Annotated in this window: 26 protein-coding genes; 11 read left to right on the forward strand and 15 right to left on the reverse strand. The window is 53.1% G+C overall.

The features are described 5' to 3' along the window. Window positions 1-7: 7 nt before the first annotated feature. The 3 genes from ACG2XO_RS11230 to ACG2XO_RS11240 are packed head-to-tail and all read right to left on the reverse strand — an operon-like array spanning window position 8 to window position 1,702. Window positions 8-271: a phosphopantetheine-binding protein gene (locus tag ACG2XO_RS11230; protein WP_410498073.1), complete on the reverse strand. Its 264-nt coding sequence runs from the start codon at window positions 269-271 to the stop codon at window positions 8-10. Then, window positions 252-1,031 carry a lysophospholipid acyltransferase family protein gene (locus ACG2XO_RS11235; protein WP_410498074.1) on the reverse strand — a complete coding sequence of 260 codons (780 nt, stop codon included), beginning with the start codon at window positions 1,029-1,031 and terminating at the stop codon, window positions 252-254. The genes ACG2XO_RS11230 and ACG2XO_RS11235 overlap by 20 nt, the downstream gene beginning before the upstream one ends. After that, the gene (locus ACG2XO_RS11240; RefSeq protein ID WP_410498075.1) at window positions 1,028-1,702 is read right to left on the reverse strand and encodes a beta-ketoacyl synthase chain length factor; all 675 of its coding nucleotides are present in this window, start codon (window positions 1,700-1,702) and stop codon (window positions 1,028-1,030) included. The genes ACG2XO_RS11235 and ACG2XO_RS11240 overlap by 4 nt, the downstream gene beginning before the upstream one ends. Before the next feature lie 232 nt (window positions 1,703-1,934). Here ACG2XO_RS11240 and ACG2XO_RS11245 point away from each other — a divergent pair, with 232 nt between their 5' ends. The 7 genes from ACG2XO_RS11245 to ACG2XO_RS11275 all read left to right on the forward strand — a co-directional run bounded on the left by ACG2XO_RS11245 (window position 1,935) and on the right by ACG2XO_RS11275 (window position 6,533). Continuing rightward, window positions 1,935-2,357, forward strand: a complete 423-nt coding sequence (locus ACG2XO_RS11245) for a hypothetical protein (RefSeq protein WP_410498076.1) — start codon at window positions 1,935-1,937, stop codon at window positions 2,355-2,357. Window positions 2,358-2,505: 148 nt separating this feature from the next. Continuing rightward, on the forward strand, window positions 2,506-3,132 hold the full coding sequence (tmk, locus tag ACG2XO_RS11250; RefSeq protein ID WP_410498077.1) for a dTMP kinase: 627 nt from the start codon (window positions 2,506-2,508) through the stop codon (window positions 3,130-3,132). Then, the gene (gene holB / locus ACG2XO_RS11255; protein WP_410498078.1) at window positions 3,129-4,151 is read left to right on the forward strand and encodes a DNA polymerase III subunit delta'; all 1,023 of its coding nucleotides are present in this window, start codon (window positions 3,129-3,131) and stop codon (window positions 4,149-4,151) included. The genes tmk and holB overlap by 4 nt, the downstream gene beginning before the upstream one ends. 5 nt (window positions 4,152-4,156) lie before the next feature. Beyond that, window positions 4,157-4,525, forward strand: a complete 369-nt coding sequence (locus tag ACG2XO_RS11260; protein ID WP_410498079.1) for a PilZ domain-containing protein — start codon at window positions 4,157-4,159, stop codon at window positions 4,523-4,525. 66 nt (window positions 4,526-4,591) lie between these two features. Further along, window positions 4,592-5,365: a TatD family hydrolase gene (locus tag ACG2XO_RS11265; protein WP_410498080.1), complete on the forward strand. Its 774-nt coding sequence runs from the start codon at window positions 4,592-4,594 to the stop codon at window positions 5,363-5,365. Then, window positions 5,362-6,162 (forward strand): MBL fold metallo-hydrolase, encoded by an 801-nt coding sequence (locus ACG2XO_RS11270; protein ID WP_410498081.1) that lies wholly within the window; start codon window positions 5,362-5,364, stop codon window positions 6,160-6,162. Before ACG2XO_RS11265 ends, ACG2XO_RS11270 begins: the two co-directional genes overlap by 4 nt. After that, window positions 6,162-6,533: a DUF2237 family protein gene (locus tag ACG2XO_RS11275; RefSeq protein ID WP_410498082.1), complete on the forward strand. Its 372-nt coding sequence runs from the start codon at window positions 6,162-6,164 to the stop codon at window positions 6,531-6,533. Before ACG2XO_RS11270 ends, ACG2XO_RS11275 begins: the two co-directional genes overlap by 1 nt. 61 nt (window positions 6,534-6,594) lie before the next feature. Here ACG2XO_RS11275 and ACG2XO_RS11280 read toward each other — a convergent pair whose 3' ends face one another. Then, a complete protein-coding gene (locus ACG2XO_RS11280; protein WP_410498083.1) occupies window positions 6,595-7,422 on the reverse strand; it encodes a pseudouridine synthase in 828 nt (275 codons plus the stop codon). A gap of 403 nt (window positions 7,423-7,825) precedes the next feature. Here ACG2XO_RS11280 and ACG2XO_RS11285 point away from each other — a divergent pair, with 403 nt between their 5' ends. Next, window positions 7,826-9,145, forward strand: a complete 1,320-nt coding sequence (locus ACG2XO_RS11285; RefSeq protein ID WP_410498084.1) for a hemolysin family protein — start codon at window positions 7,826-7,828, stop codon at window positions 9,143-9,145. Window positions 9,146-9,419: 274 nt separating this feature from the next. On the opposite strand, the gene rquA is transcribed toward ACG2XO_RS11285, so the two are convergent. Then, window positions 9,420-10,142, reverse strand: a complete 723-nt coding sequence (gene rquA / locus ACG2XO_RS11290; RefSeq protein WP_410498085.1) for a rhodoquinone biosynthesis methyltransferase RquA — start codon at window positions 10,140-10,142, stop codon at window positions 9,420-9,422. Window positions 10,143-10,415: 273 nt separating this feature from the next. On the opposite strand from rquA, the gene ACG2XO_RS11295 reads away from it, so the two are divergent. Next, window positions 10,416-11,873 carry an aminoacyl-histidine dipeptidase gene (locus ACG2XO_RS11295; protein WP_410498086.1) on the forward strand — a complete coding sequence of 486 codons (1,458 nt, stop codon included), beginning with the start codon at window positions 10,416-10,418 and terminating at the stop codon, window positions 11,871-11,873. A 222-nt stretch (window positions 11,874-12,095) separates the two neighbouring features. Next, window positions 12,096-14,609 (forward strand): EAL domain-containing protein, encoded by a 2,514-nt coding sequence (locus ACG2XO_RS11300; RefSeq protein WP_410498087.1) that lies wholly within the window; start codon window positions 12,096-12,098, stop codon window positions 14,607-14,609. A 19-nt stretch (window positions 14,610-14,628) separates the two neighbouring features. On the opposite strand, the gene ACG2XO_RS11305 is transcribed toward ACG2XO_RS11300, so the two are convergent. From ACG2XO_RS11305 to ACG2XO_RS11330, 6 genes are all read right to left on the reverse strand, one after another. After that, window positions 14,629-15,519 (reverse strand): AEC family transporter, encoded by an 891-nt coding sequence (locus ACG2XO_RS11305; protein ID WP_410498088.1) that lies wholly within the window; start codon window positions 15,517-15,519, stop codon window positions 14,629-14,631. 82 nt (window positions 15,520-15,601) lie between these two features. Beyond that, complete coding sequence (locus ACG2XO_RS11310) at window positions 15,602-16,801, reverse strand: FAD-dependent monooxygenase (RefSeq protein WP_410498089.1); 1,200 nt, start codon at window positions 16,799-16,801, stop codon at window positions 15,602-15,604. Between the two features lie 66 nt (window positions 16,802-16,867). Next, window positions 16,868-18,181, reverse strand: coding sequence for a Xaa-Pro aminopeptidase (pepP, locus tag ACG2XO_RS11315; protein ID WP_410498090.1), 1,314 nt, complete (start codon window positions 18,179-18,181; stop codon window positions 16,868-16,870). Between the two features lie 125 nt (window positions 18,182-18,306). Next, on the reverse strand, window positions 18,307-19,185 hold the full coding sequence (locus tag ACG2XO_RS11320; protein ID WP_410498091.1) for a M48 family metalloprotease: 879 nt from the start codon (window positions 19,183-19,185) through the stop codon (window positions 18,307-18,309). Window positions 19,186-19,187: 2 nt separating this feature from the next. Continuing rightward, entirely contained in the window at window positions 19,188-19,712 is a 525-nt protein-coding gene (locus ACG2XO_RS11325) for an SH3 domain-containing protein (protein WP_410498092.1), read from the reverse strand. After that, on the reverse strand, window positions 19,709-21,520 hold the full coding sequence (locus ACG2XO_RS11330; protein WP_410498093.1) for a CHASE2 domain-containing protein: 1,812 nt from the start codon (window positions 21,518-21,520) through the stop codon (window positions 19,709-19,711). The genes ACG2XO_RS11325 and ACG2XO_RS11330 overlap by 4 nt, the downstream gene beginning before the upstream one ends. Before the next feature lie 431 nt (window positions 21,521-21,951). Between ACG2XO_RS11330 and ACG2XO_RS11335 the strand changes: the two genes are divergently transcribed. Then, window positions 21,952-22,800: a hypothetical protein gene (locus ACG2XO_RS11335; RefSeq protein ID WP_410498094.1), complete on the forward strand. Its 849-nt coding sequence runs from the start codon at window positions 21,952-21,954 to the stop codon at window positions 22,798-22,800. Window positions 22,801-22,856: 56 nt separating this feature from the next. On the opposite strand, the gene ACG2XO_RS11340 is transcribed toward ACG2XO_RS11335, so the two are convergent. The 4 genes from ACG2XO_RS11340 to ltaE all read right to left on the reverse strand — a co-directional run bounded on the left by ACG2XO_RS11340 (window position 22,857) and on the right by ltaE (window position 26,617). After that, window positions 22,857-23,639, reverse strand: a complete 783-nt coding sequence (locus tag ACG2XO_RS11340) for a MetQ/NlpA family ABC transporter substrate-binding protein (RefSeq protein ID WP_410498095.1) — start codon at window positions 23,637-23,639, stop codon at window positions 22,857-22,859. A gap of 169 nt (window positions 23,640-23,808) precedes the next feature. Beyond that, entirely contained in the window at window positions 23,809-24,483 is a 675-nt protein-coding gene (locus ACG2XO_RS11345) for a methionine ABC transporter permease (protein WP_410498096.1), read from the reverse strand. Further along, window positions 24,480-25,490, reverse strand: a complete 1,011-nt coding sequence (locus tag ACG2XO_RS11350; RefSeq protein ID WP_410498097.1) for a methionine ABC transporter ATP-binding protein — start codon at window positions 25,488-25,490, stop codon at window positions 24,480-24,482. The genes ACG2XO_RS11345 and ACG2XO_RS11350 overlap by 4 nt, the downstream gene beginning before the upstream one ends. 101 nt (window positions 25,491-25,591) lie before the next feature. Then, a complete protein-coding gene (ltaE, locus tag ACG2XO_RS11355) occupies window positions 25,592-26,617 on the reverse strand; it encodes a low-specificity L-threonine aldolase (protein ID WP_410498098.1) in 1,026 nt (341 codons plus the stop codon). Window positions 26,618-26,645 lie beyond the last annotated feature (28 nt).

The following is a 26,645-nucleotide window of genomic DNA, read 5'->3' on the forward strand; positions in this document are numbered from 1 at the left end:
TGGTCGTTTATTGCTTGCCTTGCGAGCTGACCAGCTCGGACAAAGCGCGGATCGAAGCGAAATGCTTGTGGTTTTCAGCCGTATCGCTTTGCAGTTTGATGCCATAGCGTTTTTGCAAGCCAACGCCCAGCTCCAGTGCATCAATCGAATCGAGCCCCAGTCCGTCGCTAAATAGCGCTGAATCGGTATCAATATCGTCGATGCTCAGGTCTTCCAGCTTGAGCGTGTCGATGACAAATTGTTTGATTTCATTAATCAGCGTGTGATCCACGATTTAATTCCTGCGTATAAAAGTCGGTGAGGTCGGCATTCAGACGGCGCGCCGCAATCGGATCGCTGCTGGCGTTGCGGTAAGGCGCAAGCTCAATGTCATTACAAACGCGTAATGTCATCACAAAGCGACGGGGCGGAATCTTGTACCACTTTTCACTTTTGGTCAAAGTGGTCGGCGTGACGGTAATGACGACCGGCGTGAGGATCTTGGCACCCTTGATCGCAATGGTTGCTGCGCCACGATGCAACATTAAGGGCTGCCCCGGCGTGGTGCGCGTTCCTTCGGGGAAAATAATCAGGCAATCACCACCTTGTAGTGCGGTCACACCACTTTCTATCATTTGCTCGCTACTGTTGTTCGGGATAAAACCCGCCGCCGATACGGGGCCGACCATGCACGGATTGCGCCACAGGCTAGCTTTCACAATGCAATTGGGCTCGGTGATGTGCGCCATCATAAAAACGACATCGAGCAGCGAGGGGTGATTGGCAACGACGAGCTGCCCCGCATGGCCTAATTTTTCCTGTCCATCGATACGCCATTCCATAATGCCGAGCAAGCGCATCCAGCGCAGAAACAGCAAGAATACATGATGGATAATACGGCGGGCTTGTATTTGTCTGCGCTTGCTTGGCGTTGCTGCATTGAGTATGGGGAAAAACAAACCCAGTAATGCGCCGCCAATACCGAAGCTGCTAAAGGCAATCGCGGTGCCGACAAGGCGAGCTATCCGGTCAAGTTGTCGGGAGCAATTCATCGACGTTGCCATTCCCAGTTGTTCCGTTCGCCGATAGTGATCAGCGCATCTGAATCCGAATGCCACCAGGCATTGAATGCCAATGCTGGATGGACTGATGCTGTGGTATGAGCTATGGCGGTGAGCTGAAGATTGGGCGTGTCAGCGGTGATCACGCAGGCCAGCGCAAAAGGTTCGTCATCTATTTTCATGCGATCAGTCTGGAAACAATCGGGCAACGCTTCATCAGCCACAATCACCAGAACGGGCTGACTTGGGTGATCGGCGAGGAGCGTTGCGGCTTCGAGCAGAGCCATCGGGAGTGAATCAAGGCCGGCAGCGATGGCGCTGCATTCGCCGGTTTGTTGCTCGAAAATTGACCATAGGCCTTGGCTGGCATTATGAACCGAATGGCTAAATGCAGCGGGTGAGAGTGGCTCGCCCTGCGCCAGTGCTTTGAGCATATCGACAGTCTGTTGTATTTCTCCGTGGCGGGAGGCAAATACACACTGCATTGTTTGCTCTGCTGGCTGGCTTGAGTGAGCCAGTTGCAAGCAATTTTTTGTTAAAGGTGAAAGGCGCCGACGTTGTAATGCAGGGATAAAGTCCAGGTTGGGCGCACTCTGCACATGAGGTTGCCAAAGGGCTAGGCTCGCCAGATGCAAGGAAATAGACCAGAAAGTGGACTGCATATTAAATGACAAACCTGCGGATAAAAGTTAACTTTGTCGCTAAAAATCTTGTAATTTTTTGTTTTAAGCTGCACGAGTTGGTCAATTTTGCCATAATCCAGCCTCAAACAGCAGGGGATTGGCTATTTTTTTGATGGTGATTAAAAAGTAGTTTTGCTCTGAGGCTGAAGCAGTGCTAAGGCATGCTGCTGCATAATACATTCATTGTGTTAATTTAATTAGCGAGAAAAAAATGAAAAAACTATTCGGAATTATTTTGATTTGTGCAGGATTGGCGACGGGTAATAATGTGTATGCTCGTCAAAATCCCATGTTGCAGCCAGAACGTGTGTTGTTTGTTGCGGACGCGAAACAAGCACTGAGTAAGGAACGAGTGGGTGCGATGATTGTGCAGGCGGCAAACCGTTTTAATTGGACTGTAATCGGGAATGATCCGGGAAAAATAACATTGAAGTATGACAAGGGAAATGGAAAACACATGGTGAAAATCAGTGTTGATTATGATGATAAAGGCTTTCAAATAAAATATGTAGATAGCTTTAATATGAATTATGAATCAAACGATGGCAATCCTGAAATTCACCCGAATTACAATCGCTGGATTGCTAATTTAAGTAAAGAAATCAGCAATTTACAGTTTGCTGTTCAACCTTGATGTTTTGATGATCAAGTCAATTTGGCTGTTCAATGCCATTCCTACTGACGATGGCGAGCGAACACCGCATTGGTGCAGATGAGGTCGTTGACCTTGTGTCGCCGGCTTGTGAGACAATTACCCCATCTTTCTATTTGCTTGGTGTCGCATGCTGCGTGGTCGCTTCATTTCAGTTGAAGGTATTGATGGTGCAGGAAAAAGCACCCAGCTGACCTGGCTCGTTCAATATTTGCAATCTCGGCAGTTGGTGTTGCGGCAAACCCGTGAGCCGGGTGGGACTGCTCTGGGTGAAAAGTTGCGAGTTTTGTTACTCAATGACGAAATGCATCTGGATACCGAAGCCTTGTTGATGTTTGCTGCACGCAACGAACACCTGCAACAGGTAATTCTGCCTGCTTTGGCACAAGGGGAATGGGTGCTGTGTGATCGTTTTACTGATGCGACTTATGCCTACCAGTGCGGCGGCCGTGGCCTAGCTGTTGAGCGTTTTGCCACACTGGAACAATGGGTGCAAGGTCGCGAGCATGGCTTGATCGAGCCTGATCTGACGTTGATTTTTGATGTCCCGCTGGAAGTCAGTCAGGCCAGAATGGCCGGAACCCGGGTGCTGGATCGGTTTGAGCGTGAACAGGCCGACTTTCATTCACGAGTACGTGCTGCTTATTTGCAGCGTGCCGCACAAAATCCGCAGCGCATCCGGGTGATTGATGCCAGTCGTAGTCTTGAGCTGATTCAAACTGAGCTGGCGCAACTGATGGATGAGTTTCTCGTATGACGATTCCCTATCCCTGGCTGGAAAACCCCTGGCATGAATTGATGCGCGAGAAGGAAAAGCTGCCACATGCCTTGCTGTTTACCGGTGAGGCTGGCATTGGTAAGCTGGCGCTGGCGCAATATCTGGCGCAATTTTTACTGTGCGAATCGGATGCAAAAACGACTCAACCGTGTGGACTTTGCGATGCGTGTCGCTGGTTTATCGCCGGCAACCATCCTGATTATCGCCTGTTGCAGCCAGCAGATGCGGAAGATAGCGTCGAAGAGAGCGATGTAGCGAAAAAGCCTAAGAAGAAATCATCGGTCATCGGGGTCGAGGATATTCGTGATCTGAGTGATTTTGTCAATCTGAGTGCTCACCGTGGCGGAATCCGTGTCACCATTGTGGCGCCTGCCGAAGCGATGAATACTTCCGCTGCGAATGCTTTTCTGAAAACCTTGGAAGAACCGCCAGCCGGTGCCGTGTTTATTCTGGTCTCCGATCACTGGCGACGTTTGCTCCCGACGATACGCAGCCGATGCCGGGTTTTCCCGTTGACGATTCCTGATCATAAAACGGCAATGCACTGGCTGGAAACTCAGTTTGTGGTCAACCCCGTCCTGCATTTGGCGCATGTGGGCGGGGCGCCATTGGCGGCAGCCGAGGATGCTGCAGCCGAATGGTTGCCGGTGCGTAGCGCAATGCTGGAAAAAATCGCCGAACCCGCTACTTTGAACGTATTGACCCTTGCTGCAGAGCTGGAAAAAGCCAAACTTGATACGAGCTTGATCATTGAATGGTTACAGAAATGGGTTTATGACGTAATCAGTTTGGGTATGACAGGCATTATTCGCTATTATCCTGATTGGAAAGATGCGCTTGAGCGTGTAGCTCCCCGCGCCCATTTGCTCTTCAATTTACTCAATGAATTAAATGAAGCTCAGCGATTGGCGTACCATCCCCTGAATCAGCGGCTTGTGCTGGAAAGTTTATTTTTTGGATATCTTGATGCGCTACGCGGTCAGGATCGCCGAGGTTGATTGTTATGAGTCAAGATTTAGTCCGTGCCCCCACGTCGCGCCCCGGAGTTTTGTCGCTCAATATCAAGGAAAAAGCAGCTTTATACGCATCGTATATGCCGTTTATCAAAGGTGGTGGCATTTTTATTCCGACGAACAAGGCTTATAACCTGGGCGATGAAGTTTTTATGCTGCTCTCTTTGCTGGATGACCCTGCCAAAATTGCCGTGTCGGGCAACGTGGTCTGGATTACGCCGCCGGGAGCGCAAAATAGTCACCAGCAGGGCATCGGCGTGCAATTTTCGGCCAATGAGGCGGGTAAGCAGGCCATGCTGAAAATTGAAAATCTCCTGGGAGGCTATTTGCAATCTGGGCGTACCACGCACACGATGTAAATTCGAGTATGATTGTCAGGAAGGCCGCACCGGCTGGTGCGGCTTTTTTACGTTTGGATATTTGCCATGAAGTTTGTCGATTCGCACTGCCACATCAATTTTCCCGACCTTGCCAATGATATTGACGGCTTGTTAAGCCGCATGGCGGATAATCAGGTTAGTCACGCCTTGTGCGTCGCTGTTAACCTACCCGAGTTGCCCAGCGTGCTTGAGCTGGCTGGCGCGCACGACAATATTTTTGCTTCGGTTGGCGTTCATCCCGATTACGAAGATACGCCCGAGCCTAGCGTGGCACAGTTGGTCGAATTAGCGAAAACACCCAAAGTGGTCGCAATTGGCGAAACGGGTCTCGATTATTTCCGCCTGACTGGCGATCTGGAATGGCAACGCGAACGTTTTCGTACGCATATCCGTGCAGCACGCGAATCGGGTTTGCCGCTGATTATTCATACGCGCGCTTCGTCGGAAGACACGATACGCATCATGCGCGAAGAACGCGCCGACGAAGTTGGCGGCGTGATGCACTGTTTTACCGAAAGCTGGGAAGTCGCGCAGCAGGCGATGGAGTTGGGTTTTTATATTTCGCTCTCCGGCATCGTGACCTTTAAAAAAGCCGAAGAGCTCAAAGACGTCGCGCGCAAAATGCCGCTTGATCGGCTGCTGATTGAAACCGATTCGCCGTATCTGGCACCGATGCCACATCGCGGCAAGCAAAATCAGCCTGCCTGGGTGCGGCATGTCGCCGAGCATATTGCCGAACTGAAAGGCATTGCACTGGAAGAGGTCGCTGCTGCAACAACGGCCAATTTCTTCCGTCTTTTTGCGAGAGCAGCGCAATGAGTTTGTCGCGCTGGCAAGGCGAAGTTGAGGTGCTGCTGCTGGGCGTCGGCTCAAGCGGTGGCTCGCCGGCACTGGGTTGCCAGTGCCCGACTTGTAGTTCGAGTGATCCGCGCAATGTGCGCACACGCGCTTCGGCGCTAATTCGTGCCGGAAATCAAACTTTTCTGATCGACTCGGGTCCCGATCTTCGCCAGCAAGCCTTGCGCGAAAATGTGCTGCACGTTGACGCTGTGCTCTATACGCATCCGCACGCAGATCATCTGAATGGCATTGATGATCTGCGTGCTTTTTGCTGGTTGCAAAAGGCCGCGCTGCCAGCCTATGGCAACCGACTGATGCTCAGCCATATTCAGGAACGTTTTCCCTATACGCTGATGAAGCCGACGCATTTCTGGGATAAACCGGTGTTGGCTTTACACGAAACCGAAGATCAGGCTTTTGATTTTCACGGCGTGATCGTCGAGCCGATTCCGGTCATGCATGGCAAATGGCCGATTCTGGGTTGGCGGATTGGCGATGTGGCTTATCTGACCGATATTTCGGGTGTCAGTGATGACAGTCTTGCGCGACTGCAAGGCTTGAAAGTGCTGTTTCTGGACTGCTTGCGCGAAGCCGAACATCCGACGCATTTGTCGGTGGCACAATCGATTGCGCTGGCTCAGCAGATCAAGGCCGAACAAACCGTCATGATCCATATGACGCATGAGCTTGAATACCATACTTTGAGTCAACGTTTGCCGGCCGGTATGGTCGTGGGTTACGACGGAATGAAAATTCAGACGGGTAAGGAGCAGTGATGAGCATTAATGTTTTGGGTCAGCGTTTGCAAGCATGCAGTCTGGATCCGTTAACCGGATTTTTTCGCGATGGTTGTTGCCAGCATGATGAATCCGATGTGGGTCAGCATATTGTCTGTGCGGTCATGACCGAACAGTTTCTGACTTTTTCCAAACTGGCGGGCAATGACTTGTCGACGCCGCGACCCGAATATGGTTTTTCCGGACTCAAAGCCGGAGATCGCTGGTGTCTGTGCGCGCGGCGCTGGCTGGAAGCTTTGCAAAAAGGTGCTGCACCGCAAATCGTACTGGCAGCCACGCACGAAGAAATTCTTGATCTGATCTCGCTGGAAACGCTGGTTCAGTATGCGGTAGATCGACCGCATTTTTAATGTCTGTGGGTATTGCTGTATAGCCATTGCTGCTTATAGATTTGCGGCGTATACCCATCGATTAGCCGAGAACTTTGACTTCTTCTTTTGTGAGTTCACGCCATTGCCCCTTGGCCAGTTCACCCAGTTGCAAGCTGCCGATTGCAACCCGGATTAGTCGCAAGGTATTCACGCCATGTGCTTCAAGCAAGCGGCGAATATGGCGGTTTTTACCTTCGTCGAGCGTGACTTCCAGCCAGGCGTTTTTGTCGCCAGTCCGTAAAATCTGTACTTTTTTTGCTTTGAGCAGGTTGCTGTCATCCAGTGCTACGCCGCGCTGCATGGCTGCGATCAATCCTGCATCGGGAATGCGGTCAATCTGTACATGATAAATTTTATCCAGATGGCTTTGCGGATCGGTGAGTCGCGCAGCCCAGCGCGTGTCATTGGTCAACAGCAGTAGCCCTTCGCTCGCCTTGTCCAGCCGTCCGACCGGCCCCAGATGCGGCAATTGTGCATTGGAAAAGCAACTAAACACTGTTTCGCGTCCCTGATCATCGCTGGCGCTGGTAATCAGCCCGCGCGGTTTATTGAGCATCAGGTAAATGAATTGCGGTGCGGCGATGGTTTGACCATTGACGCTGAGTTGATCTCGTTCGATATTGATCCGCAGCTCGGGATCACGACAGATTTTCCCGTTCACGGCGACAAGGCCGGCAAGAACCTGTTTTTCACCTTCAGTTCGCGAGCAAAAACCGAGTTTGGACAGCGCTCGCGCCAGACTCACGCCGGATGCGGGTTTGGCCGATGTTCGCCCCGTCATTGTTCCCGCAGCCTGAGCGAAGCGAGATTTTGTCGCACCTTTTGAGGCTGGCTTGCTGGCGATGCGCCGAAGTGGGCTGTTTTTCATATTGCTCGTTAGGTTCTGTTGACGTTAGTTTTACGAGTCGCGTTTGTGCTGGTTTTAGCCTGAAACTAGGCGAAAAACCTGACGCATACCATTCTATGTCAAGGTTTTGCAACGCAGTGTCAGGCTAAAAACAGCCAAACCCAGCGGCTGGGCGCTTTTTTGACGACTCTGCGTTATTGACTGCTCACATAGAATGACTATGTATCGCAGCCAATGCCTTGATTCGTCAAAAAATCGTTCCAGCGCGACCGTGAAACTAACGTCAACAGAACCTAGGGCTTGCGAAACGACGCAATTTTACTCCTTATCGCTCCTGCATTCGCGCAAAGTGGGCAGAAACGCTAAAATAACAGCTTCTGCGTTCCGGACGGGTCTTGGTTTTGCACGAACTAGCCCCGCATTTATGGATAATTTCTTACTGACGCTGCTGGCGCTCTTTCTGGTGGCCTTGAATGGCTTTTTTGTTGCTGCCGAGTTTGGTCTGGTCAAACTGCGGCAAACGCGGGTGCAAAGCATCGCGAAAACCGGCTGGCGTGGCCGGGTGCTGGTGAAAGTCCATGGCCAGCTCGATGCTTATTTATCGGCCTGCCAGCTCGGCATTACACTGGCCTCGCTGGGGCTGGGCTGGATTGGTGAGCCCGCTTTTGCCAATCTGCTCTCTCCCGTGCTCGGCTGGATCGGTGTCGAATCCGCCGCGCTGATTCACAGTATTTCTTTTGTTTTTGCTTTCACATTGATTTCCTTTTTGCATATTGTCGTTGGCGAGTTGGCGCCCAAGTCGATGGCGATCCGCCAGCCCGAAAAAATTGCATTGTGGACCGCAACCCCACTGTATTTCTTTTACTGGTTAATGTATCCGGCGATCTGGCTGCTTAATCGTAGCGCCAATATCGTCTTGCATTTGGCTGGTTTGAATGGTCATGGCGGCCATGACAGTCATTATTCCTACGACGAACTCAAGTTGATTTTGCGCGCCAGACAGGATAGCGATGTGATGGACCCGCAGGAGTGGAACGTCGTCGCGCAATCGCTGGATTTTAGCAAACTCAAGGTATCCGATCTGATGCGGCCATTTCATGAAGCTGCAGTGCTGCATACTGATCGTACGCTGGATGAAAATCTGCAAACCATCGCCGAGCAGCGATTTAGCCGCTATCCCTATGTGGACGAAGCTGGGCAGGTGCTGGGCGTGATCCATTTGAAAAATCTGTTCCTGGCCGAATTGCGCGATACCGAGTTAAGCGACTTGAACGAGTTTGTTCGCCCGGTCGAAGTGGTTAGCCCCGATGATCTGGCCATTGATTTGTTCCGGCGTTTTCGTGATGGCGCGCCGCATTTTGCGATTGCCGCCTATGGTGACGAAGCACCGATGGGTTTTCTGACGCTGGATAATTTGCTGGCTGCGCTGGTCGGCGAAATCCGCGATGAATTTCGTCAAAGCCGGAATGACTGGATGCGCCAGGACGACGGTGCTTTGCTCGGTAAGGGCAGCTTGCCGCTGTTTTCACTGGGTCGCGCGCTGGGAATGGATATCGACCACCCGGAGGCTGAAACGGTCGGCGGCTTGATTCAATGGAAGCTGGGTAATTTACCCGTTGAGGGCGAGCGCATCGAGTTTGAAGGCTTTGATGTGGTCGTCAAGAAAATGAACGGGCCGCGTATTGTGATGGTCAAAGTGATACCGCATACCGACGCTGACGATGTGCTTGATGACGATCAGTAACTATCAGACTGAAAACCAAAAAACGACGCAATCGCGTCGCCAGATTGATGACAAACCCCACTCGCGAAGCGAGGCGCCCCGCAGGAAGTGCCCTTGGGGTGCTCCCCTCGAAGAGGGGACGGGAGGGGTGGGAATAAAACATAAAGGCTGCGAATTCAAAGCCTTATTTCCTAGGCTCGGCTTTGCCGAGACTTGAAAAATGTCGTAACCCACTTTGTCAGCAGCCTGACGACGCATTCGCGTCGTTTTTTTATACATCATGGTGGTATAGCGCTCAAGGCTTTCTTGTAACTATCACTGATTGATATACCCCGCCAAAAATAGTTTCTTTTTCCCAGTTGAATTGCTCGGCATGACTGGCATAACTGCTGATCTCCTTGTCCCATAAGGCATTGGCAAACGGTTCCAGATAATGATTGACCAGTTTGAGAATGTAGCGAATCGGTTGCCAGCGTTTCGGATTGTGATAATCGACAAAAATGGCTTTTGCACCGACCGTTAATTTGCTCAGCATGTGGTCGACAATCTCGCGTTTTTTCTGCTCTGGCACTTCATGCAGCAGGAAAAAGCTGCAAATCACGTCATAGCGATTCGTACCGTCATGCGCCGCAATCCCGGCAAATTCGGCCGCATCGCTGCGAATCACCCGCGTCCACGGCATCTGTTTGAGTTTCTCGCTGCCGTGCTCGATCTGGATCGGCGTGACATCGGTCAGATGAAACTCACCCGTCGGTCCGACTTTATCTGCTGCACGCTGAACCAGGTCGCCATACACATGTGCCAGTTGCCAGACCCGGTGACCCGGTTGAATGTGCGCCAGATAGCGACGCATCAGCCGTTGATCATTCAGGAATAATAAAACGCGTACCACCAGATTGCGATCGAGTGCCTTGACCCAATTGGGATCAACATAGGCCCAGTCGTACACTTCGGTCATATAGTCGGGAACACCCTCGTAATAAGGGTTGCTAGCCAGTGCGGGGGGATTTTTACTCATCATCGGCGCTCGCGTTGGGAGGGATGGCTATATCCTAAGTGGTATTGAGCGGGCAAGATTTGTTCTAGCCCAAGGTTTTGAATGATAACAGCATGATTCATTCGATTTGCTGCGGTGCTGTGTGTTGCTAGGCGCTGTTGACGTTTGATTTGCATGCCCCAGACGTCAATAAGAGCCTATGGTAAATCCCCAAGTGCGATGGATGATCATGTAGTGTTATGCTGGCGTGATATTCAGTATTACGTTGTATAACTACATAACCAAGAGCGCTCCATGTCGATTGATCAGCTTTCTCCGTCCGATCTTTGGCAGCATTTTGCCCGTATCTGCCAGTTCCCCCGTCCGTCCAAGCATGAAACCGCACTCAGAAATCATATTGAAGCTTGGGCGCAAGCGCGCGGTCTGGTGACCCGGCTGGATCAGGTCGGCAATCTGATTATCCGCAAACCGGCCACTGCCGGTCTGGCTGACCGGCAAGGGGTCGTGCTGCAAGCGCATCTGGACATGGTGACGCTGAAAAATGAAGGCACTGAGCACGATTTTCTGACTGATCCGATCATCCCGCAAATCAACGATGGCTGGGTTTTGGCGCAGGGCACGACGCTGGGCGCCGACAATGGGATTGGTGTTGCTGCCGCACTGGCGGTGCTGGGCAGTCGCGATGTGGTTCACGGCCCGCTGGAAGTGCTCTTCACCCTCGATGAAGAAGCCGGAATGAGCGGAGCGCAGGGATTGGAAGGCGGTTTGCTCGAAGGGCAATTGCTGCTGAATCTGGATACCGAAGACTGGGGCGAGGTTTATGTCGGCTGTGCGGGCGGGATCGACATAACGATAAGCCGTGTTCTGCATCATGAGCCGCTTCCGGCTGCGTATATGGTTTACGAGCTGGCTTTAACCGGGCTCAAAGGGGGACATTCCGGTGTTGATATTCATCTGGAGCGGGGTAATGCCATCAAGCTATTGTCCAGTATGATCTCTGAGGCAATACCCCGGTTTGATGCACGGTTGTTAAGCCTGAAAGGCGGCTCCTTGCGCAATGCCTTGCCACGCGAAGCCTACGCCAAAATCGCGATTCCGATGTGCGATCTTGAGTGTTTTTCCAGCTTTGTTAGTGACTTCAAAATCCAGATGCAGACTGCGCTGGGCGATAAAGAACCCAAGCTGGATTTGCGCGCCATGCCGCAAACCGGCAGTTATCCGGGCTCGCTCTCGGTGAGTGATACACGGCTGGTGATTGATGCTTTGCTGGCTTTACCGCATGGTGTACGACGCTGGAGCCCGTTGATGGCCGATGTGGTGGAAACGTCGAATAACCTCGGTGTTGTGACAATAGACGAGCGCCGATTCGAGGCGGTGCTGATGCTGCGCTCGCTGACCGAGCAAGGGCTGAGTGAGTTGAAAACCTCAATCGAAGCGATTGCCCGGCTGGGGCAATTCAATTGCGAGTCCAGTGGTGCTTATCCGGGCTGGACGCCCGATCTGGATTCGGCAGCTTTGAAATTGCTGCAGGATGTCTACCAGCAGCTATACGGCCATCCGCCGGCGGTCAAAGTGATTCATGCCGGACTGGAGTGCGGGCTGATTGGCCGGGCTTATCCTGAGCTGGCCATGGTGTCATTTGGCCCGACGATCCGTGGGGCGCATTCACCCGATGAACGCGTCGAAATCAGTACCGTAGACCACTTCTGGCAATTGCTTTGCAGTGCTTTGGCCGCCGTGCCACTTCGTTAGTAAATAGTAAACCAAAAGTTTTCCAGCATCGTTACCTCGCCTTGTCGTACTACTTGTACGGCCTGCGGCTCGGTGCCTTGCTGGAGAACTTTTGTATGGTTACTTAATCGCCAGTAATCAATCTGCTTGCAACGCTGCGAAGCGGGTGAAGCGATATTGATGGACTAAAAAACTAAAAGCAGCAAAGATGTCAGTCATTGCCTGTTCCTTTAGTTTGCGAAAGTGAAATTCAACACCTCGTTAATCCTCTGGCTCCTCGTTTATTTAGTCTCATCGCTGATTGATGCTGCATGGCTGAAAACCGGGCAGGTTTTTGGCGTGGTCAGTCTGGCTGGTGGCGTTGCATTTGCTGCCATGATGTTCTGCGGCTGGGGCATTCTGCCCTGGCTGGCTCTAATGATGTGCCTGCCGGGTGTCTTGCTCGATTTGACACTGTCACAGACGCTGGTTTTTGCGCTGATCAAGCTGGTCAGCTGTGCTTTGGCTTATCGCTGGTTTAAACCCTATTTGCCAATGCGTGAATTTCACAAGCAAGAGGCGCTGGGCTTGTTCTGGCGCGGCGCCGTGCTCAATTGTGCGCTGTATGCCTTGCTGGTCAGCGGTTTGATGCCCTTGCTCGATGCTGCGCAAGCGGCGCGCTGGACGAATAATTTTCCAATCTTATGGCTGGGCTCCGCGCTGGGCATGCTGATTGTTTTGCCCGGTGTGATGGCATTTCGGGCTGAACGGCTGGAGTTGCGTGCCAACTGGCTGATTGAAACGACAACGCTGATTTCGATTGCCATGAGCGGCGCCATGTTGATGCTGGCGAATATGAATCAGTCGCAGTTTCAACTGACTTATCTGTGTTTCCCCCTTATGGTCTGGTCATCGTTGCGGCTGGGACAGGTGAGCAATAGTCTGATAGCGCTGATTCTGCTGCTGATTCTGGGCAGCCCGACGGTGACGCTCAGTCTGCCCGATGGTCAAGTGACCAATCTGCTATTCCTATTGACGCTGGCTTTGCAAATGGGTTTGCTGCTGGCCGTTACCCGGCGCGAGAACGAGCAGGCAGTCGCTAATGCCCGTGTTGCCAAACAGGTTTTCAGTCATGCCAGCGAAGGCATTATGCTGATCTCAAACGACCAGCGCGTTGAAGCGGTCAACCCGGCGTTTAGCCGGATTACCGGTTATTCGGAGCAAGACGCGCTGGGGCGCTTGTCACGGATATTCGATACCCGTCCCGGTAATCCCAATCATTTTCAGGCTTTTTTATTGAGCGAATTGGGCAAGAGCGGTCACTGGGAAGGTGAAATGCTCGACAGGCGCAAAGACGGCGAGGTTTACCCGGCCTGGCTGTCGATCAGTGCGGTCCATGATCATGAAGGCCGGTTGAAACGCTATGTCGGGATTTTTTCCGATTACACCAGCCGCAAACAGGCCGAACAGCGCGCCAATTATCTGGCGCGTCATGATTCGCTGACCGATTTGCTCAATCGCAATGGTTTTCATGAAGAACTTGCCAAGGCGCTGACGCGAGCCAGCACCCGTTGCCGCGCAATGGCTTTATTGTTTATCGATCTGGATCGCTTCAAATCGATCAATGATACGCTGGGTCACGATGTCGGCGATCAATTGCTGAAGATCGTTGCGCAGCGATTGAAAACGCATCTGAAACAGGAAGACATTGTCGCCCGGCTCGGTGGTGACGAATTTACGGTCGTGCTGGAAAACATTCATCAGGTCAATCAGGTCGCGCAGGTTGCCGAGCGCTTATTGCACGCGATGGCAGAAAGCTACCGGATCGACGGGCAGGAGCTGTTTATTACCGGCTCGATTGGCGTCAGCATGTATCCTGCCGACGGTGGGCTGGCGTCCGAATTGATGCGCAAAGCCGATCTGGCGATGTATCGCGCCAAGGATCAGGGCAAAAATGCGCATCAGTTTTATTCGCAAGACATGAATAGCCTCAACACCCAGCAATTTTCGGTGCAGGCTGCGCTGCGCTTTGCGCTTGAGCGCAATCAGTTGCAACTGGTTTTTCAACCGCAAATGAATCTGGAAAGCGGCAAACTGAGCGGAATGGAGTGCCTGTTGCGCTGGCGACATCCGGAAATGGGCTCGATTTCGCCGTCCGAATTTATCCCGATTGCCGAAGAAACCGGCCTGATCGTCCCGATCGGGCATTGGGTGCTGCTGCAAGCGTGTAAAACGGCGCAAAAATGGCGGCGGGCAGGGCTGGATGTCCCGAAAATCGCCGTCAATCTGTCGGTACGCCAGTTCAAGCCCGGTGTGCTGATCGAGCAGGTTCGCAGCGTGCTCAATGAAACCGGATTTCCGCCGCATTTGCTCGAGCTGGAAGTGACCGAGAGCCTGATCATGCGTCGCATTCATGAAGTAGTCGATATGATGCACTCGCTCAAGCAAATGGGCGTGACGCTGGCGATTGATGATTTTGGCACCGGCTATTCATCGTTGTCGCAGCTCAAGCATTTGCCGCTCGATATTCTGAAAATTGACCGCTCGTTTATCGAGGGGATTCCGCAAAATGAAGACGATATCGCGATTGCGCAAAGTATCGTGGCGATGGCGAAAAAGCTGAGCCTGAGCGTGGTTGCCGAAGGCGTTGAAACCCGTGAACAAATGGCAACTTTGCGCAATGCAGGTTGCGATACGATGCAGGGTTATTACTATTCAAAACCCTTGGGCGAAGCCGAAATGCTCAGCTTGCTCGAGGGGTATCACTACGCAGTCTAAATATTTATTGATCTAGGTTTTAATACCCTATCGAGGTATTGAGCGCCAAGCCCAACGCCAGCGGAACAAACAGCAACGAAGCCAAAGTCCCGGCGACAACCTGCGCTGCAACCAGCTCCGGATCCTGACCATATTGTTCGGCAAACAGGTAATTGAGTACGGCCGGCGGCAATGCGCCAAACAGCAGCAAAATGCCGGCCTGTGCATGCGGCAGAGCGTGCGCCAGCGGCCAGGCCAGCGCCAGGCCGGAAAGCGGGCACAACACGCCACCGAGCAAACCGGCACCCCAGCGCGTTACTTTGAATTGCGCCATTCGCACGCCCAGCGCAAACAGCATCAGCGGAATGGCGACTTCGCCGAGCATTTTGACCGGCTTGATCAGCCAGAGCGGGATCTCCAGTTGCAGGTACTGCACCAGCAGCCCGGCCAATAATGCCCAGACCATTGGCGTTTTAATCACTTCGCTTAATGGCGCATGCCGGTTGAACAGTTTGATTCCCAGCGTGAAATGCAGCAAATTGATCAGCACAAAAATGGCAATGGCCGCTGGAAAATGAGTTTCGCCAAAAGCGAACAGCCACAGCGGCAGCCCCATATTGCCGGTATTGGTGAACATTTGCGGCACGCTGAAAGCGATCGGATTAAAGCGCATTGTGCGAGCGAGCAGGTAGGCCACCAGCCCCGAGCCGCAAACGACGACGGTCGATAGCAGCATCAGCAGCCAGTATTGTCCCAGCTGCGCATGTTTGCCGGCCATCGCGGCAAAAACCAGCAAAGGGGACAGCAGCTCGACATTGAGCCGGTTGGCCGCGCTCATATCGACCGGGCGATGGCGTGCATAGAGCCAGCCGATGACAATAATCAGCATCACCGGTGCAATAATCTGAAAAAGAGGGTAGAGCGTTGGCAAGGGGAAACCCTGAAAGATCGAAAAAAAGCCGGCTGCTGCTTCCTTGGCTTTGTTGACGTTTGATTTGCGGCTCGCGCAGTGCTTACCTTGCGCCGTAAACCATCCGTTGCGCAAAGCCTTTGCGTAGCCATTCCAGCTGGTCTATCGCCATCAGCCCCATGCTGCGTGCGTGTTTCAGCGGCAATGACTGCGCTTCGAATAAATGAATCAGGCTGTCGGTGAATACGGTGACCAGACCGGCGTCGCGCGCGCGCAGCTGGCGATAGCGTTGCAGGCTGGCTGCTTCGCCGAGCTGGTTTTTCGGCGTGACGGCGAGTACTTGCGCGAGTGTTTCGGCGTCGCGCAAACCTAAATTGAGCCCTTGTCCGGCCACCGGATGTAGTGTTTGCGCTGCATTGCCGATCAGCACGACGCGCTGGCCGACGACTGAATTCAGTGTCTTGAGTGAGAGCGGCCAGCTGGCGCGCTCGGCGACTGCAGTAAAGCCGGTGACTCGGTCGGCAAAGCGCTGTTCGATTTCGGCGATAAAATCTTCATCGTTTAATGCCAAGCGCGCAGCGGCCTGTTCGGGTGTTTGCGTCCAGACCAGCGTGTATTGCATACCATTGGGGAGTAATGCCAGCGGGCCATCGTCTGCAAAGCGCTCGAAGGCAATACCCAGGTGTGGATGTTTGGGGGTCAGTTTGGCGAGTACGGCGTGTTGTTCGTACGATTTGACCTGTTGCCGGATGTCGGGCAGTTGGCTGATCAGTTGGCCGCCTTCGGCCAGAATAAGTAGCCGGCAGGTGAGCTGATGCTCGCTGCTTCCAGTTTCCGTTCCATTTTCCATCTTTACGTAGGCAAAGGCGGCCATCTGTTTGATCGCTGTGACTTTAACGCCCAGCGCCAACGGCGTGCTGCCCGCCTTGAGTGCATCGAGTGCGCTTTGTGCCAAGGTCTGATACGGGACGGTGCAGCCCAGTTCGGCCAGATCGAGATCCGCCGCATCGAGCACGGTGCGTCCCAATGTGCCAGCTTGTGAAACATGGACTTTGTTGATCGGTGTGGCAAGGAGCGTATCGTGCCAGAGGCCGGCTTGCTGCAATTTGATCTGGCTGGCATGCGAAAGCGCCAGCGCGCGCGGATCTTTGCCGACTTCGGTTCTGGCTTCAACCAGCAGCACATCGTGTCCGCTGGCACTCAGTGTTTGCGCCAGCAGCGCACCGACCGGGCCGCCGCCCACAATCAGGATGTCAACGTGTTGCGGTAAATGTTCGATCAGCATCGCCAGTGTCCAGTCCAAGAAAAACCCGCGTCCAGCATCGGCTGGCGCGGGCTTATTTTACCGCTCAAGCGAGTCGCGCGCGACTTATTTGCCTGCCGCCATGACCGCTTCAATTTCGGCGACGGTTTTCGGGCATTCGACATTGAGGTTGTCGTGACCGAGTTCGGTAATCAGTACGTCGTCTTCGATCCGCACGCCGATGTTTTCAAATGCTTTGGGGACATTGGCCGCCGGGCGAATATAAAAGCCTGGTTCGACCGTCAGCACCATGCCGGGCTGCAAAGTTCGCCAGTTGCCTTCGACTTTGTAAGCGCCGACATCGTGCACGTCCAGCCCCATCCAGTGGCCGGTACGGTGCATGTAGAACTGGCGGTAGCTGCCGGTTTCCAATACTTCGTCGAGCGAACCGGTGAGCAGACCCAGATCGAGCATGCCTTGCGCCAGCACGCGGGTCGCTGCGTCGTGAATTTCATTCCACAGCTTGCCGGGCTGGCAGTGCTCGAAAGCGGCGTATTGCGCTGCGAGGACGATTTCATACACGGCTTTCTGTTCCGGCGTAAACCGGCCATTGACTGGGAAAGTACGGGTAATGTCGCTGGCGTAGCCGTGCAGCTCGCAACCGGCATCGATCAGGAGCAGATCACCGTCGTTCATACGGGCATTGTTGTCGCCGTAATGCAGGCAGCAGGCATTGGCGCCGCTGGCAACAATGCTGTTGTACGCTGGCGAGCGCGAACCCTGACGATAGTAATCGTGCAGCATTTCGGCTTCAACCTGATATTCAAACTGACCGGGCTTGGCAAACTGCATGGCACGTATATGCGCGTGAGCGTTGATGGATCCCGCTTGGCGCAATATACCCGCTTCAAAACTGTCCTTGATCAGGCGCATTTCATCGAGCACGCTGCGCACATCGATGATGCTGCCAGGCGCCGAGACGCCGGTACGCGCCATCGCACGCACTGCGGTCAGCCAGCGATTGATATTTCGGTCCCAGCGCATTTCCTTGGCGAGCGGGTAGTAGATGCGTGGCTGGTTTTGCATCAGTTCGATCATGCGGGTATCGAGTTCGTCCAGCGGATAGGCCGCATCAAAACCGAAAGTACGTGCCGCTGCCGCAGGACCATAACGGAAACCATCCCAGATTTCGCGTTCTTCATCTTTGGGGCGGCAGAACAGGATGTTTTCGGTTTTGTTTTCACCGATGATTTGCACCAGCACCGCATCAGGCTCGGTAAAACCGGTCAGATAGTAAAACCCCGAATCAAAGCGGAAAGGATAATGGGTATCGGCGTTACGGATGATTTCCTGTGTCGTCGGAATAATCACGATGCCGGGCGCAAGCTGGCTGGCCAGTTGCTGGCGACGCGCGATACAGGTGTCGATAAGCTGTTGCATTGATGAGTCTCCAGATCGGCCGATGGGGGGCGGGGAACACCGCAGTGTATGCATCACAATACACAAGGCCGCAATGGCGGCCTGTGTCGAGGTCAATTGTATTTAGATTTAGGTGTTGCGCAATCTTATCGCTTTACCTGATTGAAGCGCTTGGTGCTTTCAGCTCCGCCAGCATGGGCTTCGAGTTTATCGCCAACGGTCTGATCAAGCCGATCCAGCCGGTCGCGCGGTGATGGGTGTGTACTGAATAACAATGCGACCGCGCTGTCGCCAGGATTGACCGAACCGAGCATTTGCAGAACGCTAACCAGCGCATACGGATTGTATCCGGCGCGCGCTGCCAGCACCATGCCGTTGACGTCGGCTTCGTATTCATCATTTTTGTCCAGCCCGCGGACAAAGACTTCAGACAAAGCCTTGCCGCCTTTGGCGCCAACCTGTGCGCCGGCTTTACCACTGTTGTAGTCAGCAATCAGTGAAATCAAATCAGCACCGGCTTGCTGGCTTTTGCTGCTGGCCAGCGCCCTGATATGGTGTTTTTTGGTGACGTGGGTAATTTCATGCCCCAGCACGGCGGCCAGCTCGGCCTCCGATTTGATGCGATCCCACAGGCCGCGAGTAATCAGAATATAGCCGCCGGCAGCGGCAAAACTGTTGATATTGGGCGTATCGATGACGCCAAAACGCCAATTCAGATTGGGTTGCTCCGATTGCAGTGCGACCCATAGCCCGACCTGATTGACATAGCGCTGGACTGCCGGATCGTTCAGCAGTGGCGCGGCACCAAGCAGATTGGCCATTGCATTCTGCCCCATGGCTTCTTCCTGCGCCGGGGTCAGCCCTTTGGCCGAGGTATTGAGCGCTTCGCCGGCATTATTGAGCACACTGATGCTTTTATTGATGTTTTCCGGCGTCAGCAATTTATTCAGATCGAAGGCCATTGCCGGCATGGACAGGGTTGCCATGATCAACGCACTCATCGCGAGAGGTTTAACTGGATGCATGATTAGGGCCTCCGTTGATTCGGATTGTAATTGGAATCTGTATTACCGGTACCGGTACCGGTGCTGCTCAGCTCGGGCACATTGGCAGCCAGCAGGCGATTGGCCTGGGCGCCTTTGATCGCATCGGCTGGGCGCGCTGCAAAGCTGTTCATTTTATTGACTTCGGCCAGATTCGGAACGGCGTTCTTGATTTGCTCGGCAGAAAGTCCTTTGACGCCTGTCGTCACGGTTTTGCCCGATGAACCGGTTTTCATTACATTGGAGAGCGCATTGCTTGAGCTGGTGCTGCCGCTACTGGTACGGACATTGAGCAGCTTGATCCAGCCTGTTTGCCCGCCAGCAAGTCTGACTTCCATCCACGCGCCTTTGCGCGAACGGATATCGACTGGTGTATTGGCCGTGATATTAAGCAGCACCGTCGAATCCAGATAGGGCTTTTCACGCAACTCGGTTTTGCGGATGACTTCACCCGGTTCGGCCAGTGCGAAGCTGCTCAACAGCAGCAAGGTATACACAAAGGATTTCATGATTTTTTCCTCGGTTCATAAAGTTGTACCGCCTGCTCGCGCCCCTTTACATGGTGTATGTCGCGATCCTGAAATTCAAACTGCTCGTGCGATGCCGCGCGCATGCATTCTTCAGAAACCAGAATCCTTGCGATGCCCTTGGTCAAACCTTCGATACGGGATGCTAAATTCACCGTATCACCAATTACCGTGTAATCAAGTCGCGATTCGGCGCCAATAAAACCAACGACAGCGGGCCCGGTATGAATGCCGATGCCAACGTCAAAATCGGCGTTCAGATCTTTGAGTTCGGCCTTGAAGTGTTCCAGTGCTTCGCTCATTTCAATGGCGGCGGCAATGGCGTTGCTGGCATGATTGGGGTCGTTGGCTGGCGCGCCCCAAAACGCCATGATGGCATCGCCGATGAATTTGTCCAGCGTGCCGCCATGCTTGAAAATAATGGCAACCTGCATCGAAAAATAGCGGTTCAGTAATTCGACAATGTATTCGGGCGTATGGTTCTCCGACAGCGTGGTAAAGCCGCGAATATCCGAGAATAAAACAGTCAGTTCACGCGACTCGGCTTTTTTGTTCATATCGATCTGGCCGCTGGCAATCAGCTCGCCGACCACGCGTGCATCCAGAAAGCGCGAAAACATTGCAACAGCCTGTTCGCGACTGGCTTTTTCGGCCAGATACGACATCAGCGCGGCCAGCCAGAAATATGCCCAGCCCCAGGCGAGCGGTGCGGCCAGCGGCAAAAACCAGTTGCGTTGCAGCCCCAGCCACATCAACGCAATGCCCAGTATGCTCAGTGTCAACATGAGTCCGGCCAGAGCGAGCGTGTTTTTCCTGTGCTTAAAACCCAGCAGCAATAGCGCTGCCAGTAGTAGCGAGAATAATGCAAACGGCCAGCGGGGCGGGTCGCGCAGCCAGTTATCGTTTTTCAAGTTATCAATCGCGGTCGCGAGAATTTCAACGCCGGGGTAGGCCGCATTGAGCGGTGTCGAACGCAAATCCTGCAAGCCCGGCGCGGCAGTACCAATCACGACGATTTTGTTGCGAAATTCATTCGCTGCGCGGCGGGGCTGCTCGCTATTGGCATCGCGGTAAATATCCGAATAGGCAATATGCGGGTGAGATTGCTGCCAGTTCAGGCGAATTTTCTGCTGCGAAACTGCGGCCCATTTGAAATCCTGTGCCAGTCGCCACGGTAGCGATGAAATCAGCCAGCCATCGATGGCTTGCCCAATCAGATAATGCCGACCTATTCCGTCGGCATCGGGCTGGAAGTTGATCAGCCCGCCGCGCCACGAAGATTTATCCAGTACGCTAGGCAGCAGCAAAACCGCACGCGCATCGGGCTTGGCTTGTGCTGTTTTGATCAAACCGACGCTGGCGGGCAGTGTTTTCAGTTCTATCGGATTGCCGTCGGCCAGCTGAGAGTGGGCGAAGTACAGATTCGGATATTGCGCAACGACCTGCCTGAACAGCGCATCCGATTCGGTTCCAAAAGTATCGGGCTCGTTAAACAGAATATCGAAAACAATCGCTTTGGGTTGCTGCGCGATGATGTGTTCGATCAGCTCGGCATGAATCGCCCGCGGCCAAGGCCATTTACTGGCGACCTCATTCATCTCTTCCAGACTTTTCTGGTCAATATCGACAATCACGATTTCGTGATCACTTTGCCGATTTTGCGCATTATGTTGCAGCAGCCAGTCACCGAGACGCCAGTCCAGACTTTGCGTGAAATTGAAAACGCCAAAATCGAGCGCGATCAGCAAGGCGATCAGGACAAACAGGGCAGCAAAGCGGCGAAAGTGCATGGTGCGTATCCGCATGGAAAAGTAAGTCTTTATAAGCTGTTTCCGGCTGGCTGACAAAGCAAAACTTGTTATGGTCAGGCAAACTGAAAAATCAATTCCGAGCAGAGTTGATTTTGCTGGGCGCGCTTGCAAGGTGATTGTTGAGACAGCTGGAAATATTCAAATGATGGCCATTGTTATGCTGGGTATATTCATGCAAGTCAATTGTAAAATAGCTTATCGCTGATTACCCTTGCTGGGTATTTGTCGAACCAGAGTGGAAGATGGACTTGAGGTCGTGGACAGATGCAGATTTGCCGATAAATGACTTGATCTATTTGCCGATTAATAGGGCTCGCGTATGATCAATTCAGCTTGTAAGGTAATGGGCTGTGGCCATTAAAAAGCCTGTTCGATCCATTGGGCTTCGATATATTGCAGAGAGAAATATCATGCATCGTTTCTTGCTCGTTTTACTGCTCAGCATTCAATGTGCCCATGCGCAGATCTTGCTGGCAGTGCCACGCGATGTGATTCTGGATTACCAGAAATTATTGCGTAATCGCGAGGTGCAGGAAATCCGCGACTATAGCGGCCCCGGCGCACGACGGGATACGGTTGAACTCATTTTGTTTCAGCAAGCCCTGCAGCGCGGCGGGATGAACGAGCAGGTTCATCTGGTTCCGGTAGACAGCTATGCGCGCAGTTTGCTGGAAGTCGAAAATGGAACGGTCGAGGCCACCGGAACTTCGGTCTGGGCCAGTGATGTGACGCAAAGTAAAGCGCGACTTTCTGTCCCGCTGATTCGCGATGGTGAGTATGTCGTCGGATTTTATATGGTCGAGGGCCACCCGCAGTTGCGCAAAGTGGGACTGAAAGAGTTGCGTGGCATGACGGTGGTGACCAATAAAGCCTGGAAAAACGATATTGCAACGCTGGATAATCTGGGAATAGGCAATGTCCAGAGCGCGCCAACTTTTGGCATGATCGCCAAAATGCTGCGCGAAGGGCGGGGCGATTTCACGATGGCATCATTTAAATCATCGGCAGATATGTCGTTCGAAGTCGAAGGCGTGCGGCTGGTGCCGATTCCGGGAATGAAAGTAGCGATGCCCGGTTCGCGGCATTTTCTGCTGGCACCGACCGCTTTTGGCGCTCAGGTATTGGAGGCTTTGAACAAAGGGCTCAGCCAGATGCGCAAAGAAGGGCTGATTCGCCGCGCTTATACCGATGCCGGTTTTTTCAATCCCCGCGTTGAGTCATGGACTTTGCTCAATCCGAATGCTTTTTCAGGTAATTGAGCTGCAAAAAGGGGCGAAAGCCCCTTTTTTTGATTCTAAAATCCAAACCCGCTCAATCAGAAAGCCGGCACAATCGCGCCCTGGTATTTCGTGGTGATGAATTTTTTCACTTCCGGTGATTTGAGCGCCGCAGCGAGTTTTTTCACTGCTACGCTGTCTTTATTATCGCTGCGCGTGACCAGGATATTCACGTAGGGCGATTCTTTGCCTTCAATCGCCAGCGCGTCTTTGCTTGGATTCAGCTTGGCTTCGAGTGCGTAATTGGTATTGATCAGCGCCAGATCAACCTGATTCAGGATGCGTGGCAGCGTTGCCGCTTCCAGCTCTTTGAATTTCAGTTTTTTCGGATTCGCAACGATGTCCTTGCTGGTGGCAAGGATGTTTTTCTTGTCTTTCAGCGTGATCACACCGGCTTTATCGAGCAGCAAGAGCGCACGGCCGCCATTGGTCGCGTCGTTCGGAATCGCCACCGTCGCTCCTTCTTTCAGCTCAGCGAGTTTTTTCACTTTGCTCGAATACGCACCAAACGGCTCAACGTGAACGCCAGCGACGCTGACCAGGCTCGTGCCTTTGCCTTTGTTAAACTCGGTCAAATAAGGCTGGTGCTGGAAGAAATTGGCGTCGAGTTTTTTCTCGGCCACTTGGACGTTAGGCTGGACGTAATCGGTAAAGACTTTGATATCGAGCTCAACACCTTGCTTGGCGAGTGTCGGTTTGATGAATTCAAGAATTTCGGCGTGCGGCACGGCGGTTGCGCCGACGCTGATTTTATCGGCGGCGAAACTTGCACCTGCGCTGATCACGGTGGCTGCGGCGAAAAGTGAAATCATTTTTTTCATGTTAATTCCTTGTGGGATGGGGTATGTTGCTGTGATGATTGATGGTAATGGCTTATGGCTATATACCCTTGGGTGATTGTTTTTCAGTCACCGCACAAGATTAGCATTGTAGGTATATGAGCTTAAAGACCGGTTTTTTATAACTTTATAATCGCCGGTGTATGTCGTGTTAGCGGCGGCTGAAATACTGCACCAGCTTGTCGCCGATCATCTGCAAAACCTGCACCAATACCAAGAGCAGCAGCACGGTAACGACCATCACGTCGGTCTGGAAACGCTGATAACCAAAGCGGATCGCCAGATCGCCCAGACCGCCGCCGCCGATGACACCCGACATCGCCGCATACGACACCAAGGTAATTGCCGTGACGGTGATCGCCGCCAGAATGCCGGGCATTGCTTCGGGTAACAGCGCTTTGATCACGATCTGGCAGGTCGTTGCACCCATGGCCTGAGTCGCTTCGATAATGCCGCGATCAACCTCGCGCAGCGCCGTTTCCACCAGACGAGCAAAAAAGGGCGTTGCGCCGACAACGAGCGGTGGAATCGCGCCAGCAACGCCGAGCGATGTGCCGGTCAACAACACGGTGAACGGGATCATGATAATCAGCAGAATCACGAACGGCACCGAGCGCAACACGTTCACAATAAATGACAAAATGCCGTACACGACAGGCTGGGCGAGTAATTGTTTTTTGCCGGTGAGAAACAGCAATACGCCCAGCGGCAGGCCGAGCAACAGCGTAAACAGCAGCGATCCGCCGAGCATGCTCAGCGTATCGAGTGTCGCCAGACCAATATCGGCCCAGTCGATATTAATGAACAATTCATTGATCAAATTCATGCTCGCAGCTCCTCGATCACAATGCCCTCCGCAGCAAGCCGCGCTAGCATCGCGTCAACTTGCTCGCCTTCCAGCCCCAGCGTGAGCTGGCCGCACGGCGTGGTTTTAATCCGTTCAATACGGCCTGCCAGGATCGAAAAATCAACGGCGTATTCGCGCGCCAGCGCACTCAAGTGCGATTGATACGTTGCTTCGCCTTGATACGTTAAACGCACAATTTTGCCCGGCACATGCGCAAAATCGTCGGCTTCGTCGTTTTCATCGACGTGTTCGCTCTCATAGACAAAGCGGCGCGTCGTCGCGTGTTGCGGGTGTAAAAACACTTGCGTCACCGCGCCCATTTCGACGATTTCGCCGCCGTCAATGACGGCAACACGGTCGCAAATGCTGCGAATGACGTTCATTTCATGTGTAATCAAGACGATGGTCAGCTTGAGCTGCTGATTGATTTCAAGCAGTAGTTGCAGCACCGAAGCGGTCGTTTGCGGGTCGAGCGCGCTGGTCGCTTCGTCGCACAAGAGTAATTTCGGTTGATTGGCCAGCGCACGCGCAATGCCGACGCGCTGTTTTTGTCCGCCTGACAATTGCGCCGGATATTTGTCTGCATGATCGGTGAGGCCGACCAGCTCAAGTAATTCGGCAACGCGTTTAGCAATCGCCGTTTTATCTAGCTCGCCCGCCACTTGCAAAGGAAAGGCGACGTTTTGCGCGACGGTTTTGCTCATCAGCAAATTGAAATGCTGAAAAATCATGCCGATTTTCTGGCGCGATTGGCGCAATGCATCGCTGGAGAGTTCGGTTAAATCAACGCCGTCGAGTAAAACGCGGCCACCCGTCGGGCGCTCTAAGAGATTAATCAGGCGGATCAGCGTTGATTTTCCCGCGCCAGAGTGACCGATCACGCCGAAGATTTCGCCTGCGGCGATTTTCAGGTCGATACGCTTGAGTGCCGGAATATCACGGCCATCAACGCGGTACGATTTACTGAGATTTTCTAATGAAATCAATGGAGTGCCTTTGAAACGTTTCGCTCATTTATTGTAGGAGCGGCTTTAGCCGCGAACGCTCAACTTGTTCGCGGCTAAAGCCGCTCCTACGGTGTTTGTGATCATTGCAATGCCTGCTGTAAAACAGCGCTAATTCGTGTCAAATCGTTGGCTTCAATTTGCCAGTGCGTGACCAGACGCATCCAGCCATTTTCGGGTGGATTCACTTTAATACTCGCTGTGGCAAAAGCGGCGGTCAGCGCAGCGGCGTCGATGTCACGCGTAAAGCGGAACCAGACCATATTGATCTGCACTGAGTCCAGATCGACTTCGATGCCATCAATGGCAGCGAGCTGGCGCGCCAGTTCGCGTGCGTTGTCGTGATCTTCATTCAGACGCAGGCTCATCGTTTTGAGCGCGATCAAACCTGGCGCCGCCAAAACGCCGACCTGGCGCAAACCACCGCCGAGCATTTTGCGCAAACGGCGTGCGCGGGCGATAAAGTCGTGTGATCCGGCCAGCATCGAACCGACAGGTGCCGCCAAGCCTTTACTCAGGCAAAACATCACGCTATCGCAGTATTGCGCGATGTCGCGTACGTCGACTTGCAAATGCGTTGCGGCGTTAAAAATCCGTGCGCCGTCCAGATGGAGCGGGATATTCTGGTCTTGCGCAACTTGCCATACTTCACGCATTGCGGCCAATGGAATCACGCGGCCATTGGAATGTGCGTTTTCCAGACAAATCAGTCCGGTTTTCGGCTCATGAATATCGATGCCGTGGCGGATTTTGCTGTTGATTTTTTCTGCGCTCAAGACGCCATCAACACTTTCAATCGTTCGCAATTGCACGCCACCAATCACCGCGGCACCGCCAGCTTCGTGCCAGACAATATGGCTATCGTCACCGACGATGACTTCATCGCCGCGCTGGCAATGCGTCAAAATCGCCAGCTGATTGCCGAAAGTGCCGCTGGGTACAAAGAGCGCAGCTTCCTTGCCCAGCATGTACGCTGCAGCGTGCTCCAGCTCAATGACAGTCGGGTCATCGCCATAGACATCATCGCCGACGACGGCGTTGACCATCGTTTGACGCATTTCATCGGTGGGCTGGGTCACGGTGTCGCTGCGCAGATCGAGAACTTTCATGCAAGAATCCGGATGGAACAGAACATTT

The sequence above is a fragment of the Chitinibacter sp. S2-10 genome (assembly GCF_046530675.1).
Taxonomy (GTDB): domain Bacteria; phylum Pseudomonadota; class Gammaproteobacteria; order Burkholderiales; family Chitinibacteraceae; genus Chitinibacter.

Excerpts from the sequence above, each read along its gene's own strand:
- ACG2XO_RS11235 (WP_410498074.1), bottom strand. The coding sequence starts at position 1,031 with ATGAATTGCTCCCGACAACTTGACCGGATAGCTCGCCTTGTCGGCACC.
- ACG2XO_RS11240 (WP_410498075.1), bottom strand. The coding sequence starts at position 1,702 with ATGCAGTCCACTTTCTGGTCTATTTCCTTGCATCTGGCGAGCCTAGCC.
- ACG2XO_RS11245 (WP_410498076.1), top strand. The coding sequence starts at position 1,935 with ATGAAAAAACTATTCGGAATTATTTTGATTTGTGCAGGATTGGCGACG.
- tmk (WP_410498077.1), top strand. The coding sequence starts at position 2,506 with ATGCTGCGTGGTCGCTTCATTTCAGTTGAAGGTATTGATGGTGCAGGA.
- holB (WP_410498078.1), top strand. The coding sequence starts at position 3,129 with ATGACGATTCCCTATCCCTGGCTGGAAAACCCCTGGCATGAATTGATG.
- ACG2XO_RS11260 (WP_410498079.1), top strand. The coding sequence starts at position 4,157 with ATGAGTCAAGATTTAGTCCGTGCCCCCACGTCGCGCCCCGGAGTTTTG.
- ACG2XO_RS11265 (WP_410498080.1), top strand. The coding sequence starts at position 4,592 with ATGAAGTTTGTCGATTCGCACTGCCACATCAATTTTCCCGACCTTGCC.
- ACG2XO_RS11270 (WP_410498081.1), top strand. The coding sequence starts at position 5,362 with ATGAGTTTGTCGCGCTGGCAAGGCGAAGTTGAGGTGCTGCTGCTGGGC.
- ACG2XO_RS11275 (WP_410498082.1), top strand. The coding sequence starts at position 6,162 with ATGAGCATTAATGTTTTGGGTCAGCGTTTGCAAGCATGCAGTCTGGAT.
- ACG2XO_RS11280 (WP_410498083.1), bottom strand. The coding sequence starts at position 7,422 with ATGAAAAACAGCCCACTTCGGCGCATCGCCAGCAAGCCAGCCTCAAAA.
- ACG2XO_RS11285 (WP_410498084.1), top strand. The coding sequence starts at position 7,826 with ATGGATAATTTCTTACTGACGCTGCTGGCGCTCTTTCTGGTGGCCTTG.
- rquA (WP_410498085.1), bottom strand. The coding sequence starts at position 10,142 with ATGAGTAAAAATCCCCCCGCACTGGCTAGCAACCCTTATTACGAGGGT.
- ACG2XO_RS11295 (WP_410498086.1), top strand. The coding sequence starts at position 10,416 with ATGTCGATTGATCAGCTTTCTCCGTCCGATCTTTGGCAGCATTTTGCC.
- pepP (WP_410498090.1), bottom strand. The coding sequence starts at position 18,181 with ATGCAACAGCTTATCGACACCTGTATCGCGCGTCGCCAGCAACTGGCC.
- ACG2XO_RS11320 (WP_410498091.1), bottom strand. The coding sequence starts at position 19,185 with ATGCATCCAGTTAAACCTCTCGCGATGAGTGCGTTGATCATGGCAACC.
- ACG2XO_RS11325 (WP_410498092.1), bottom strand. The coding sequence starts at position 19,712 with ATGAAATCCTTTGTGTATACCTTGCTGCTGTTGAGCAGCTTCGCACTG.
- ACG2XO_RS11330 (WP_410498093.1), bottom strand. The coding sequence starts at position 21,520 with ATGCACTTTCGCCGCTTTGCTGCCCTGTTTGTCCTGATCGCCTTGCTG.
- ACG2XO_RS11335 (WP_410498094.1), top strand. The coding sequence starts at position 21,952 with ATGCATCGTTTCTTGCTCGTTTTACTGCTCAGCATTCAATGTGCCCAT.
- ACG2XO_RS11340 (WP_410498095.1), bottom strand. The coding sequence starts at position 23,639 with ATGAAAAAAATGATTTCACTTTTCGCCGCAGCCACCGTGATCAGCGCA.
- ACG2XO_RS11345 (WP_410498096.1), bottom strand. The coding sequence starts at position 24,483 with ATGAATTTGATCAATGAATTGTTCATTAATATCGACTGGGCCGATATT.
- ltaE (WP_410498098.1), bottom strand. The coding sequence starts at position 26,617 with ATGAAAGTTCTCGATCTGCGCAGCGACACCGTGACCCAGCCCACCGAT.